The following is a 13,202-nucleotide window of genomic DNA, read 5'->3' on the forward strand; positions in this document are numbered from 1 at the left end:
GGGGCCGTGGTGAAGGAAGAGAAGGACGTGAAGGCCGTCAAGGCCCCCCGGAGCGAGCAGACCCGTGCGCTGATCCTCGAAACCGCGCTCCGGCTCTTCCAGGAAAGAGGCTACGACCGGACGACGATGCGGGCCATCGCCCAGGAGGCGGGCGTCTCCGTGGGGAACGCCTACTACTACTTCTCGTCCAAGGAGCACCTGGTCCAGGGCTTCTACGACCGGCTCGCCGCCGAGCACGCGGAGGCGGTGCGGCCGGTCCTGGACGGCGAGAAGGACCTCGCGGCACGGCTGCGCGGGGTGCTGCTGACCTGGCTGGACGTGGCGGAGCCGTACCGCCCCTTCGCCACGCAGTTCTTCAAGAACGCCGCCGATCCGGAGAGCCCGCTCAGCCCGTTCTCGCCGGAGTCGGTCACCGCGCGCGAGGCGGTCATCGCCATCCACGAGCGCTGCCTGACCGGCTCCACCACCCGGACGGACCCCGAACTGACCCCGCTGCTGCCGCAGTTGATGTGGCTCGCGCATATGGGCCTGGTGCTGTTCTGGGTGTACGACCGGACGGACGGCGCCGCCCGCAGCCGCCGCCTGGTCACGCGTACGGTCCCGATCGCCGCCCGCGCGCTGGCCCTGTCCCGGTTCCGGGTGGTGCGGCCGCTGGTGCGCCAAGTGGCCGAGGTGCTGGCGGAGTTCCTGCCGGAAACGACGGCGCGGGCGGCAGGACCGGTGAAGTCCTAGCCGCCCGCGCGTCGGTCGCGGATCGGATCAGATCCAGCCGAGCTCCCACAGCCGCCACACGCCCGTACCGTCGGAGAGGTACTGCGAGCCGGAGACGTCCGCCTTGGCGATGACGTAGTCCTTCTTCTGCCACAGCGGCACCAGCGGCACGTCCTCACCGACCAGCTTCTGGAGCTCCTTGAAGTCGTTCGAGGCCCGGCTGCGGTCGCTGTACTGCAGCGTGGCGCTGATCAGGTCGTCCATCTTCTTGCTGGTGTAGCCGTTGTGGAGGCTGCTGTCGCGGCCGACGAGCGGCTGGCTGAAGGTGTCGGGGTCCGGGTAGTCCGGGAGCCAGCCGACGGTGTACATGTCGTACTCGCCCTGCGCGTAGCCCTTCTGGAACCGGGTCCACTCGACGGCCTTGATGGTGACCTTGAAGAGCCCGGTGGCGTTCAGCTGCCGCTGGATCTCCTTGGTCTCGTCGGTGTACTGGTCGCCCTCGCGGTAGGCGAAGGTGACCGCCAGCGGCGTCTGGACGCCCGCCTCGTCCATGAGCGCCTTCGCGCGCTTGGCGTCCGGCGAGGGGTAGGCGTCGAAGAACGGGGTGCTGTGCCCGATGGTGCCCTGCGGGATCAGCGAGTAGAGCGGTTCGACGGTGCCCTTGTAGACCTTGCTCACCAGCGGGCCGCGGTCGATGACCGAGGCGATGGCCTGGCGGACCTTGCGGTCGGCGAGCGGGGCGCCCTTGCGGACGTTGAAGACGAGGTTGCGGATCTCGGCGCTGTCCGCCTCGGTGACGCGCTGGTCGTTGTCACCCGGGTTCAGCGAGGCGAGTGTGGACGGCGGCAGCTGACGGTGCGTGACGTCGACCTGGCCGGACTTCCACGCCGCGAGGAGGTCCTCGGACTCCTTGTAGTACCGCACGGTGATCGGGCCGCCGGTCTTGGCGACCGCGCCCTTGTACCGCGAGTTCGGCACGAGTTCGGCCTTCACGCCGGCCTCGTAGGACTTCAGGACGTACGGCCCCGAGCCGGTGACCCCGCCGTCGTTGCGCAGCTTGTGCTCGGCGTAGGCGTCCTTCTCCACGATGGCGCCGGCGCCCGTGGCGATCTTCTGCGGGAAGGTCGCGTCGCGCGAGGAGAGGTTGAAGGTGATGACCCGGCCCTCGGTGACCACGTTCTTCAGGCTGGGGAAGAGGACCGAGGGACCGACGTCCGTCTTCATCTCCAGCATCCGGTCGAACGAGTACTTGACGTCCTCGGCGGTGATCTTGTCGCCGTTGGAGAACGTCAGGTCGTCACGGAGCTTGCACTGGTACGTCTGGAGCTTGGCGCCGATGAACTGGCAGTTCTCGGCCGCGTCCGGCTCGGGGACGATGCCCCCGGACTTGAACGTCATCAGGGACTGGTAGACGTTGCTGTACATCGCCCAGGAACCGGCGTCGTAGGCGCCCGCCGGGTCGAGCGAGGTCACCGCGTCGGTCGTCCCGACGACGACCGGATCGGAGCTCCCCTCGTCCGAGGGAAGCAGTTGCCAGGCGACCACGCCTGCGATGACCAATACCGCGAAAATCGCGAGAATCCGTAGCCGGATCGACCGCATTGACGTGCTCTCCCTTAACTGCCCCACCTCGGTGTCGCGCTCAGATACGCAGATCACCGCACGTTCGCGCCAAGCAAATCACACGATTTTCACATCTGGAAGGGGAGATCAGAGGCTCATAGCCAATTGTTTGTCAGTCGAAACCTTTGGCGCTTAGCTCGAATACAGAGGGTTCCCGGCTGGTCACCCGTTTCGCCATTCCGCGTGCGTACAAGGGTGATTACGCCTGCCGGGATGCGAGCTCGACAACGGTGATGTCGGAGGGCGCGCCGACCCGCACGGGCGGGCCCCAGGCTCCGGCGCCCCGGGTGACGTAGAGCTGGGTGTCGCCGTAGCGTTCGAGGCCGGCGACGGTCGGATTGGACAGCTCCGCAACGTAGTTGCCCGGCCACAGCTGGCCGCCGTGGGTGTGCCCGGACAGTTGCAGGTCCACGCCGTGCTCGACGGCCTCGTCGATGACCACGGGCTGGTGGGCCATGAGCACGACCGCGCGGGCGGGGTCGCGGTCGCCGAGGGCGCGGGCGAAATCGGGGCCCTGGCCTTCGCTCTCGCCGGCGATGTCATTGACCCCGGCCAGATCGAAACCGCCGGTCTCCACCCGGGCGTTCTCCAGCGGGTGCAGCCCCAATTCCCTTACATGATCAACCCATTGGGCCGCGCCGGAGTAGTACTCGTGATTGCCGGTGACAAAGAACGCCCCGTGCCGGGCGCGGAGCCCGGCAAGCGGTTCGGCGGCCGGGCCGAGATCGGCGACCGATCCGTCGACCAGATCACCGACGACCGCGATGAGATCGGGCCGGGTGCGGTTGACCGCGTCCACGACCCGTTGCGTATGGGAGCGCCCCAGGATCGGGCCCAGGTGAATATCGCTGACGACGGCGATGCGGAAACCGTGCGCGGACCTCGGCAGCCGGGCGAGCGGCACGGTGACCCGCTTCACCCGGGGCCCGCGCAGCACGCCGTACGTCCCGTAGCCCACGGTCCCGAGTCCGGCGACGGCGGCGCCACCCCCGACCGCCCGCGCCACGAACAGCCGCCGCGACGGGGCGGAGAGGGCGGGCGCGACGGGCTCCGGCGCGGGCTCGGGCGCCGCCCCGGCCGCCGCCCGGCGCGCGAGCCACCGGCGCAGGAGGGGCCGTACGGCCTCGCCGACGAGCAGGGCGAGCGTCAGATAGAGCAGCGCGGCGAGCCAGAGGTAGCCCGGCCAGGCCAGCGCCCGCTGGACCGGGAAGGGCGCGCCCGCAGGCCCGGCGACCAGGGCGCCGACGCTGAGCAGCGGCAGCGCGTACGCGGCGATCGTGCCGGCCCTGCGCCACGGGCTGCCCTGGCGCGTCGTGTCCCCGACGAGCCGGCGCCACACATAGCGGTGCACGGCCACGAGCAGGGCGAGCACAGCTGTCACGGCGAGTACCGCCAGCCCGGCTCCCACGACCCGCATACCCGCTCCCCCGCCCCGTTCGTCCCGGTAACGCCCGATTCAGGTCCCGGCCGGGACCAGTGGTTTCAAGCCTTCTCGGCGCGCAGGGCCCTGACGCCCCGGAACCCGATCCAGCCCACGGCCGTCCCCAGAAGAAAGGACGTGATGGCGAGCAGCAGATGCACCCAGAAGTACGCGGTCGGGTCACCGGCGTCGTCGAAGGCGAGGCCGCTGCCGTCCTTCCACAAATTCTTGGCGAAGGTGACCCAGATGAACCACGACCACACCCCGAAGGCGAGCAGGAACCAGGAGACCGGGCGGCTGAGCTTCATGGATTCAGTATCGCCGCCGCGCTCCGGGGGGCTCGGGCGGGGTGGTCCGTCCCGGCGGTCCGCCCGGCGGGTCACACGGCCAGTACATATATTCACATCAACTGCATGTACGTTTTCGACCGTGCCAGCTCTCAAGAAGGCCGCGTTGGCGGTCACCTCTGCCGCCCTGCTGTCCGCTTTTGTCGTCACGCCCGCCTCGGCGGCCGACGGGGACGACGACGCTCCGAAGCCGCCGGCGACCATGTCGCAGATCGGCGGCGCGCAGCTGGGGCGGTCCGGCACCCAGGTCAACCTCGGGCCCGGCGCTCCGGTGCTGCCCAAGAAGCTGACGGGCCGGTCGTGGATGGTCTCGGACGCGGAGACCGGCGAGGTGCTCGCCGCGCACAACGCGCACTGGCGGCTCCCCCCGGCGTCCACGCTGAAGATGCTCTTCGCGGACACGCTCCTCGCTGATCCGGCGCTCCTGCCGAAGACGCGGGAGTACACGGTGAAGGACGAGGACCTCGCCGGCATGGGCGAGGGCAGCAGCCTGGTCGGCATCAAGGAGGACCTCAGCTACACGGTGCACGACCTGTGGCTCGGGGTCTTCCTGCGGTCGGGGAACGACGCGGTGCACGTGCTGTCCTCGATGTACGGCGGGGTGCCGAAGACCGTCCAGGCCATGCAGGACCGCGCGGAGGAGCTCCAGGCGATCGACACGCACGTGGTGTCGCCCGACGGGTACGACGCGCCCGAGCAGGTCTCCAGCGCGTACGACCTCTCGCTCTTCGCCCGCGACGGGCTCCAGAACGCGGACTTCCGGGAGTACTGCTCGACCGCCGACGCGCAGTTCCCCGGTGAGAAGAAGAAGGGCGAGAAGCGCGAGACCTTCGGCATCCAGAACACCAACCGGCTGCTCACCGGGGCCGACGGCGTCACCGCGTACAAGGGCATCGCGGGCGTCAAGAACGGCTACACCACGCACGCCGGCAACACCTTCACCGGGGTCGCCGAGCAGGGCGGCAAGGTCCTCCTGGTCACCGTCATGCACCCGGACGACGACGAGACGCACGCGGTGTACAAGGAGGCGGCCCGGCTCCTGGACTGGGGGTTCGCCGCGACCGGCAAGGTGACCCCGGTCGGTGAGCTGGTCCCGCCGAAGTCCGCGGTCACCGGCGAGGGCGCGGACACCGAGGGCGCGGGCAAGGGCGCCGAGGCGGACAAGGCCGACCAGGGCGGCCACGGGGCGGACAAGGCGGCGCGGGCGGCGGCCACCACCGACGGCTCCGGCGGGGTCGGGATCGCGCTGGGCATCGTCGGCGGCGTGCTGGTCCTGCTGGCCGGCGCGGTGTTCCTGGTCAACCGGCGCTGGCCGCTGCCGGACCTGATGCGTCGCCGTCCCCGCCCGTGACGCGCCGGGCGGCGAGCGTGGAGCCCCCCTCCGCGTCCGCCGCCGGTTCGTCCTCCTCCTTGCTCGGCGTCGCCGTCCAGGCGGCGCAGAACAGCAGCAGCTTCGCCGTGAAGTTGATCCACAGCAGCAGGGCGATCGGCACCCCGAAGGCGCCGTACATGCTCTTGGACGCGACGCCCCGCATATAGCTGCCGAGCAGCAGCTTGAGCAGTTCGAACCCGACCGCGCCGACCAGCGCGGCCACCACCAGCCGGCGGCGCGGCGGTTCGACACCGGGCAGCAGCGTCAGCAGATAGAGCAGCAGCAGGAAGTCGGCGGCGACGGCCACCAGCAGGGCGGCGATCCGCAGCAGCACCCCGCCCGCCCCGTTCTCGGGGATGTTGAGCAGGTCGGCGACCCAGCCGACCGCCACCGAGCCGACCGAGGAGATCGCGAGCGTCACCAGCGCCGCGCCGCCCAGGCCGAACAGCACCCCGGCGTCCTTGAGCTTGCGCAGGACCGGATTGCCCTCGTCCAGGTCGTCCCTCTCCCAGACCGCGCGCAGACAGTCCCGCATCGAGCCGATCCAGCCGACACCGGTGAAGAGCAGCAGCGCACCGGCCACCAGACCGACCGTCCCCGCGTGGGCGACCAGGCTGTCGATGCCGAGCTGGTCGGAGATGCCGGGCACCTGCTCGGCGATCTTGTCCTCGATCTTGTCCAGCTGCTTGTCGCTGAGCAGCGCGGCACCGATGGCCGCACCGACCGCGATCAGCGGGAAGAGCGCGAGGAAGCTGATGAACGTGATGGCCGCGGCCAGCCTGGCCCAGTGGACCCGCACCAGCGTCTCGTAACTGCGCCACGCGTGCGTCTCCATCAGCCGGGAGACGAGGGGCCCGATGACGGGGAGTTTTTTCAGCCAGTCCATAGGTCACTGCTACCCCTCCGGCACGCGAAAACCGAAGCCCGGTGCGAGGTGGAGGAGATGACAGACCCTCAATCACCCATTTCGGTGAGTGTTGTAACAAATCCCTCAAAGGTGTTATCCCGGGCGATACGGTCACCCTCATGTCTGTCGACACCGTGTCCCTGACCGGCTGGGGCCGCACCGCCCCGACGACCGCGCTGCGTTTCCGCCCCCGTAGTTACGAGGAGGCCGCGGCGACCGTGCTGGGCTGCGGGCCGCGCGGCTCGATCGCCCGGGGCCTGGGCCGGACGCACGGCGACGCGGCGCAGAACGCCGGGGGTTCGGTGCTCGACATGACGGCCCTGGACCGTGTCCGGACGATCGACGCGGCGGCCGGCCTGGTGGTCTGCGACGCGGGCACGACGCTGCACCGGCTGCGCGAGGTGATGCTTCCGCTCGGCTGGTTCCCGCCGGTGGTGCCGGGCGGGCGTTACGTCACGGTGGGCGGCGCGATCGGCTCGGACGCGCACGGCGACAACCACCGCGCGGCCGGCTCCTTCTCCCGCCACGTCACGGAGTTCACGCTGCTCACGGCGGACGGCGAGGTGCGTACGGTGCGCCCGGGCACTGCGCTCTTCGACGCGACCGCCGGCGGCCTGGGCCTGACCGGGGTCATCCTCTCGGCCACGCTCCGGTTCCGGCCGGTGACCACGGCGCTGATGTCCGTCGACACCGAGCGGGCGGCCGGCCTGGACGACCTGCTGGGCCGGATGGCGCGCGGCCACCGCCCCTACGAGTACGCCCGGATCGACCTCACCGCCCGGGGCCGGGCCACCGGGCGAGGCGTCCTGGTCCGCGCCGACCACGTCCCGGTGCAGGCGCTCCCGGCGCACGCCCGGCGCACCGCGCTCGCGCTCGGCCCGGCGCGCCGCCCCGCCGCGCTGCCGCTGCTGCCCCGCCTCTTCGGCCGGCTGTCCGCCACCGCGCTCAACGAGCTCGGCTACCGCGCCGCGCCCCGGTCCCGCACCGGCGAACTCCAGCCGGTCGGGGCCTTCTTCCGCGCCCTGGACGCCCGGCCGCACAGCAACCGCGTCTCGCCCACCGGCGGCCGCATCCACTACGCGTTCCTGGTCGGGCACGGGCAGGAGGAGACGCTGCGCCGGATCGTCGGGCGCATCGCCCGCAGCCGCTGCCCGTCCTTCCGGGCGGTGCTCAGGCGGTGCGGCGAGGGCGGCCCGGGCTGGCTGTCCTTCCCGGCGCCCGGCTGGCACCTCTCCCTCGACCTGCCGGCCGGCCTGCCGGGGCTCGCCCGCTTCCTCGACTCGCTGGACGAGGAGGTCGCGGCGGCGGGCGGCCGGGTCTCCCTGACCGAGGACGCCCGGCTGCGCCCCGGCGCGCTCGCCGCGATGTACCCGCGGCTGCCCGACTTCCGGGCGCTGCGGGCCGAACTGGACCCGAACGGGGCGTTCCGCTCGGACCTGTCCCGCCGGCTGTCGCTGTAGACCCCCTCTTCCCCTGCAAGGAGCGTTCCCGTGAAGGATGCCTTCGGTGCCCCGCAGTCCCTGCTCGTCCTCGGCGGCACGTCGGAGATCGGGCTCGCCACCGCACGCCGGCTGATCGCCCACCGCACCCGCACGGTCTGGCTGGCCGGCCGGCCCTCGCCCGCCCTGGAGGCGGCGGCGGAGGACCTGCGCCACCGGGGGGCGTACGTCCAGACCGTGGCGTTCGACGCGCTGGACACCGAGTCCCACGAGACGGTCCTCGGCAAGGTCTTCGCCGAGGGCGACATCGACATGGTGCTGCTCGCCTTCGGCATCCCGGGCGACCAGGGGCGCGACGAGGAGGAACCGCTCGCGGCGGTCCGGGTGGCGCAGACGAACTACACCGGCGCGGTCTCCGCCGGTCTGGTGTGCGCGGGCGCGCTTCAGGCGCAGGGGCACGGTTCGCTGGTGGTGCTGTCCTCGGTGGCCGGTGAGCGGGCCCGGCGGGCGGACTTCATCTACGGGTCGAGCAAGGCGGGCCTGGACGTGTTCACGCAGGGCCTCGGCGACGCGCTGCACGGCACGGGGGTGCACGTGATGGTGGTGCGCCCGGGGCTCGTGGTGCCGGACGCGGCGGGGGTGCGGGAGGCCGGGGGGCCGCTGGCGACGATCCCGTTCACCCGGACGCCGCTGGTGACGACGCCGGGTGCGGTGGCGGACGCGATCGTGACCGGGCTGCGGAGGCGCCAGGAGACGGTGTGGGTGCCGGGGGCGCTGCGCGCGGTGATGTCAGCGCTGCGGCACGTGCCCCGGCCGCTGTTCCGGCGGCTGCCGGTGTGACCCATTTACGGGTGCAGCGAGGGGGTGTCCAGGGTGCTGCCGCTCTGCGCGGGGACGGCGGGACCCACGCCCCCGGCGCCGAACGGGAACTCGTTGATCTTGCGCCAGACCCGGTCCAGGCGGCCCTGCTCGTACAGCGCGAAGGAGCCGCAGATCCAGGACGCCTCGTAGTCGGCGAGCTCCTCGTACGCCCGGTCCATCGCCGCTTCGGAGATGTCGTGGGCGACGGTCACATGCGGGTGGTACGGGAACTGGAGCTCGCGCGTCAGGGGCCCGGAGGCGTCCCTTACCCGCTTCTGGAGCCAGGAGCAGGCCGAGGCGCCCTCGACGACCTGGACGAAGACGACCGGCGAGAGCGGGCGGAAGGTGCCCGTGCCGGACAGACGCATCGGGAAGGGGCGGCCGCCGACGGCGATCGAGGCGAGGTGCGCCTCGATCGCGGGCAGGTCGGCCGCCTCCGCCTCGGTCGGCGGCAGGAGGGTGACGTGGGTGGGAATGCCGTGTGCGGCAGGGTCCCCGAAGCTCGCGCGGCGCTCCTGGAGCAGGCTGCCGTAGGGCTCCGGGACCGCGATCGAAACGCCGAGCGTTACGGTCCCCACGTCGTTCTCCTCAATCCTCGGTGGTCTGTTTTCAGCCACTGACGGCCGCAAGCATCACGCCGCAAGTGTGCCGCCTGCGGGCCCTGTGCCGCCAGGGTCCTTGGACTCAGTGCTTGGCGGGCAGAAGGCCCATCCGGTCGTAGGTGAGCGCCAGGGTCTCCGCCGCCACGGCCCGCGCCTTCTCGGCGCCCTCGGCCAGGATGGAGTCCAGCGTCTCCGGGTCGTCCAGATATTCCTGCGTCCGCGTGCGGAACGGTGTGACGAAGTCGACCATGACCTCGGCGAGGTCCGTCTTCAGCGCGCCGTAGCCCTTGCCCTCGTACTTCTGCTCCAGCTCCGGGACCGAGGCACCGGTGAGCGTCGAGTAGATGGTGAGCAGGTTGCTGACGCCGGGCTTCTCCGCCCGGTCGAAGCGGATCACCGTGTCGGTGTCGGTGACAGCGCTCTTCACCTTCTTGGCGGTGGCCTTCGGCTCGTCCAGGAGGTTGATCAGACCCTTCGGGTTCGCCGTCGACTTGCTCATCTTCGAGGACGGGTCCTGGAGGTCGTAGATCTTCGCCGTCTCCTTGAGGATGTACGGGTCCGGGACGGTGAAGGTCTCGCCGTAGGTGCTGTTGAACCGCTCGGCGAGATTACGGGTCAGCTCCAGGTGCTGGCGCTGGTCCTCGCCCACCGGGACCTCGTCGGCCTGGTAGAGCAGGATGTCGGCGACCATCAGCATCGGGTAGGTGAACAGGCCGACCGTGGTGCGGTCGGCGCCGTGCCGGGCGGACTTGTCCTTGAACTGCGTCATGCGGGACGCCTCGCCGAAGCCGGCCAGGCAGTTCATGACCCAGCCCAGCTGGGCGTGCTCGGGCACATGGCTCTGGATGAACAGCGTGCAGCGCTCGGGGTCGAGCCCGGCGGCCAGCAGCTGGGCCACGGCGAACCGGGTGTTCTCCCGCAGCTGCGCCGGGTCCTGCGCGACGGTGATCGCGTGCAGGTCGACCACCATGTAGAAGGCGTCGTGGGACTCCTGCAGGGCCACCCACTGGCGGACGGCGCCGAGGTAGTTGCCGAGGTGGAACGAGCCTGAGGTGGGCTGGATTCCGGAGAGCACGCGGGGACGTTCAGAGGCCATGGGCTCATTGTCTCAGGTGTGCGGCCCTTCCCGGGCAGCCGGTGGAGGAATCGCCCGACGGGCCTCCGCAGCGGTATCCGCGGGCGCGCCGTGCGCCGAAGGTTTCCTCGCGGACGAACCGACCGACGATAGAAAGTGGGCCCACCCAAGGCCCACGCCGCACGACGATCGGAGATCCCGTGTCGACCACGGAAAACGCCATCGCCTCCGCCGAGGCGCACAGCGCGCACAACTACCACCCGCTGCCCGTCGTCGTCGCCACGGCGGACGGGGCCTGGATGACCGATGTCGAGGGGCGCCGCTACCTCGACATGCTCGCCGGATACTCGGCGCTCAATTTCGGCCACGGCAACCGCCGGCTGATCGACGCGGCGCGGGCCCAGCTGGAACGGGTCACGCTCACCTCCCGGGCCTTCCACCACGACCGGTTCGCCGACTTCTGTACGCGCCTCGCGGAGCTGTGCGGCATGGAGATGGTGCTCCCGATGAACACCGGGGCGGAGGCCGTCGAGACGGCGGTGAAGACCGCCCGCAAGTGGGGCTACCGGGTCAAGGGCGTCCCGGACGGCATGGCGAAGATCATCGTCGCCGCCGACAACTTCCACGGCCGGACGACCACGGTGATCAGCTTCTCCACGGACCCGGAGGCCCGCGCCGACTTCGGCCCGTACACCCCCGGCTTCGAGATCGTGCCGTACGGGGATCTCACCGCGATGCGCGAGGCCATGACGGAGAACACCGTGGCGGTGCTGATCGAGCCGATCCAGGGCGAGGCGGGCGTGCTGGTGCCGCCGCCCGGCTATCTCGCCGGGGTGCGGGAGCTGACCCGTGAGCGGGACGTGCTGTTCATCGCGGACGAGATCCAGTCGGGCCTGGGGCGGACTGGGAAGACCTTCGCCTGTGAACACGAGGGCGTCGTCCCCGACATGTACCTCCTGGGCAAGGCGCTCGGCGGCGGTGTGGTGCCCGTGTCGGCCGTGGTGTCGTCGGCGTCGGTGCTCGGCGTGTACCGCCCCGGGGAGCACGGCTCGACGTTCGGCGGCAACCCGCTGGCCTGCGCGGTGGCGCTGGAGGTCATCGCCATGCTGAACACCGGCGAGTACCAGCAGCGCGCCGCCGAGCTGGGCGACCACCTCCACCACGAGCTGGGGCTCCTGGTGGGCGGGGGCGCGGTGCGGGCCGTACGGGGACGCGGACTGTGGGCGGGCGTGGACATCGAACCGGAGCTGGGCACGGGCCGGGAGATCTCCGAACGGCTGATGGAGCGCCGGGTCCTGGTGAAGGACACCCACGGCTCCACGATCCGGATCGCCCCGCCCCTGGTGATCGGCAAGGACGACCTGGACTGGGGGCTCGACCAGCTGCGGGAGGTGCTGCGGGGCTGAGGAGTCCTCAGGTCAGCACCCGCAGCAGCGCCTCCAGGGCCCCCGCCCAGGCGCTGTCCGTCGGGGTGCCGTAGCCGATGACCAGCGCCTCGCGCTTCAGGTCGGCGTCCGGGTGGCGGTAGAAGGCCAGGCCCTCGACCGCGAGGCCCTGCCAGGCCGCCGCCCGGATCACCTCGGCCTCGCCGCCCTCCGGCAGTTCGAGGACGGCGTGCAGCCCGGCGGCGATCCCGCTGACCCGGATGTGCGGGGCGCGCTCGGCCAGCGCGGCGACGAGCTGGTCGCGCCGGTTGCGGTAACGCAGCCGCATGGACCGCACATGACGGTCGTACGCCCCCGAGGCCATGAACTCCGCGAGCGTCAGCTGGTCCAGCGCGCCCGGCGCCCAGTCGCTCGCCCCCTTCGCCTCGGCGATCTCGGCGGCCAGGGCGCGCGGCACCACCATCCAGCCGAGCCGCAGTCCCGGTGCCAGGGACTTGCTGGCGGTGCCCAGGTAGACGACGCGTTCCGGGTCCAGGCCCTGGAGGGCGCCGACCGGCTGGCGGTCGTACCGGAACTCGCCGTCGTAGTCGTCCTCCAGGATCAGCCCGCCGGTGGCCCGCGCCCAGTCGACGGCCGCCGCCCGCCGGTCCGGGTGGAGCGGGACGCCCGTGGGGAACTGGTGGGCCGGGGTCAGCAGGACCGCGCCCGCCTGGCGCAGGGTGTGCAGCTCGCCGGTCCGGGTGCCGAGCTCGTCGAGCGGCAGGCAGGGGATGCGCAGCCCGGCCTCGGTGAGCAGGCGGGTGTGGACGCCGAGGCAGTACGACTCCACGGCCACCTCGCGGACCCGGCGCCGGCGCAGCACCTTGCCGAGCAGCATCAGGCCGTGCACGAATCCGGAGCAGACGATGATCCGGTCCGGGTCGGCGTACACCCCGCGCGCCCGGGCCAGATACTCGGCGAGGACGGTGCGCAGCTCGATCCGGCCGCGCGGGTCGCCGTAGCCGAAGGCGTCGTTCGGCGCGGCGGACAGGGCGCGCCGGGCGGCCTTCAGCCACTCGGCGCGCGGGAAGGTGGCGAGGTCCGGGGTGCCCGACTTCAGGCTGTACGCGGGTGCGGTGCGCGGCGGCTTCGTGCGGGGAGGCGTGGCGGCCGCCGGGGGCCGGGGGTCGGCGCGGCGGGCCACCCGGGTGCCGGAGCCCTGGCGGGCGGTGAGCCAGCCCTCGGCGACGAGCTCCGCGTAGGCGTCGGCGACGGTGTTGCGGGCGATGCCGAGGTCGGCGGCGAGGGTGCGGGAGGACGGCAGGCGGGTGCCGGGGGTCAGCCGGCCGGTGCGGACGGCCTCGCGCAGGGCGTCCATCAGGCCGGCCCGCAGACCGGTCGAGCCGGTCGGGTCGATATGGAGGTCGGCGCCGAAAGTGGCCCAGGCATCTGTCATGGAAATGGACCATACCGCTGCGCCA

General features: G+C 71.6%; 12 protein-coding genes. 5 read left to right on the forward strand and 7 right to left on the reverse strand.

Going from position 1 to position 13,202, the window contains the following annotated elements; genetic code table 11:
* The first annotated feature begins 6 nt into the window (after positions 1-6).
* Positions 7-732, forward strand: coding sequence for a TetR/AcrR family transcriptional regulator (locus tag ACIQZN_RS07325; RefSeq protein WP_403989251.1), 726 nt, complete (start codon positions 7-9; stop codon positions 730-732).
* A gap of 27 nt (positions 733-759) precedes the next feature.
* Here ACIQZN_RS07325 and ACIQZN_RS07330 read toward each other — a convergent pair whose 3' ends face one another.
* The 3 genes from ACIQZN_RS07330 to ACIQZN_RS07340 all read right to left on the reverse strand — a co-directional run bounded on the left by ACIQZN_RS07330 (position 760) and on the right by ACIQZN_RS07340 (position 4,062).
* A complete protein-coding gene (locus tag ACIQZN_RS07330) occupies positions 760-2,313 on the reverse strand; it encodes an ABC transporter substrate-binding protein (protein ID WP_403989253.1) in 1,554 nt (517 codons plus the stop codon).
* 220 nt (positions 2,314-2,533) lie between these two features.
* On the reverse strand, positions 2,534-3,751 hold the full coding sequence (locus tag ACIQZN_RS07335) for a metallophosphoesterase (RefSeq protein WP_403989255.1): 1,218 nt from the start codon (positions 3,749-3,751) through the stop codon (positions 2,534-2,536).
* A 65-nt stretch (positions 3,752-3,816) separates the two neighbouring features.
* Positions 3,817-4,062: an SCO4848 family membrane protein gene (locus ACIQZN_RS07340; protein ID WP_403989257.1), complete on the reverse strand. Its 246-nt coding sequence runs from the start codon at positions 4,060-4,062 to the stop codon at positions 3,817-3,819.
* Positions 4,063-4,183: 121 nt separating this feature from the next.
* Between ACIQZN_RS07340 and ACIQZN_RS07345 the strand changes: the two genes are divergently transcribed.
* Positions 4,184-5,452 (forward strand): D-alanyl-D-alanine carboxypeptidase family protein, encoded by a 1,269-nt coding sequence (locus ACIQZN_RS07345; RefSeq protein WP_403989259.1) that lies wholly within the window; start codon positions 4,184-4,186, stop codon positions 5,450-5,452.
* Here the strand turns inward: ACIQZN_RS07345 and ACIQZN_RS07350 are convergent.
* Positions 5,400-6,359, reverse strand: coding sequence for a YihY/virulence factor BrkB family protein (locus tag ACIQZN_RS07350; RefSeq protein ID WP_403989261.1), 960 nt, complete (start codon positions 6,357-6,359; stop codon positions 5,400-5,402). The two genes, ACIQZN_RS07345 and ACIQZN_RS07350, sit on opposite strands and share 53 nt — an antisense overlap.
* 140 nt (positions 6,360-6,499) lie before the next feature.
* Between ACIQZN_RS07350 and ACIQZN_RS07355 the strand changes: the two genes are divergently transcribed.
* Both ACIQZN_RS07355 and ACIQZN_RS07360 read left to right on the forward strand, forming a co-directional pair.
* Complete coding sequence (locus ACIQZN_RS07355) at positions 6,500-7,840, forward strand: FAD-binding protein (protein ID WP_403989263.1); 1,341 nt, start codon at positions 6,500-6,502, stop codon at positions 7,838-7,840.
* A 30-nt stretch (positions 7,841-7,870) separates the two neighbouring features.
* Positions 7,871-8,659: a decaprenylphospho-beta-D-erythro-pentofuranosid-2-ulose 2-reductase gene (locus ACIQZN_RS07360; protein WP_018101109.1), complete on the forward strand. Its 789-nt coding sequence runs from the start codon at positions 7,871-7,873 to the stop codon at positions 8,657-8,659.
* Positions 8,660-8,664: 5 nt separating this feature from the next.
* Here ACIQZN_RS07360 and ACIQZN_RS07365 read toward each other — a convergent pair whose 3' ends face one another.
* Together ACIQZN_RS07365 and trpS are read right to left on the reverse strand one after the other, a co-directional pair.
* Positions 8,665-9,258, reverse strand: coding sequence for a 2'-5' RNA ligase family protein (locus ACIQZN_RS07365; protein ID WP_403989266.1), 594 nt, complete (start codon positions 9,256-9,258; stop codon positions 8,665-8,667).
* A gap of 106 nt (positions 9,259-9,364) precedes the next feature.
* A complete protein-coding gene (gene trpS / locus ACIQZN_RS07370; protein WP_403989268.1) occupies positions 9,365-10,378 on the reverse strand; it encodes a tryptophan--tRNA ligase in 1,014 nt (337 codons plus the stop codon).
* A 179-nt stretch (positions 10,379-10,557) separates the two neighbouring features.
* On the opposite strand from trpS, the gene rocD reads away from it, so the two are divergent.
* Positions 10,558-11,763 (forward strand): ornithine--oxo-acid transaminase, encoded by a 1,206-nt coding sequence (rocD, locus tag ACIQZN_RS07375; RefSeq protein ID WP_403989270.1) that lies wholly within the window; start codon positions 10,558-10,560, stop codon positions 11,761-11,763.
* A gap of 7 nt (positions 11,764-11,770) precedes the next feature.
* On the opposite strand, the gene ACIQZN_RS07380 is transcribed toward rocD, so the two are convergent.
* The gene (locus ACIQZN_RS07380; RefSeq protein ID WP_403989272.1) at positions 11,771-13,177 is read right to left on the reverse strand and encodes a PLP-dependent aminotransferase family protein; all 1,407 of its coding nucleotides are present in this window, start codon (positions 13,175-13,177) and stop codon (positions 11,771-11,773) included.
* Positions 13,178-13,202: the final 25 nt, after the last annotated feature.

It is taken from the genome of Streptomyces sp. NPDC097595, assembly GCF_044761525.1.
GTDB lineage: Bacteria > Actinomycetota > Actinomycetes > Streptomycetales > Streptomycetaceae > Streptomyces > Streptomyces drozdowiczii_A.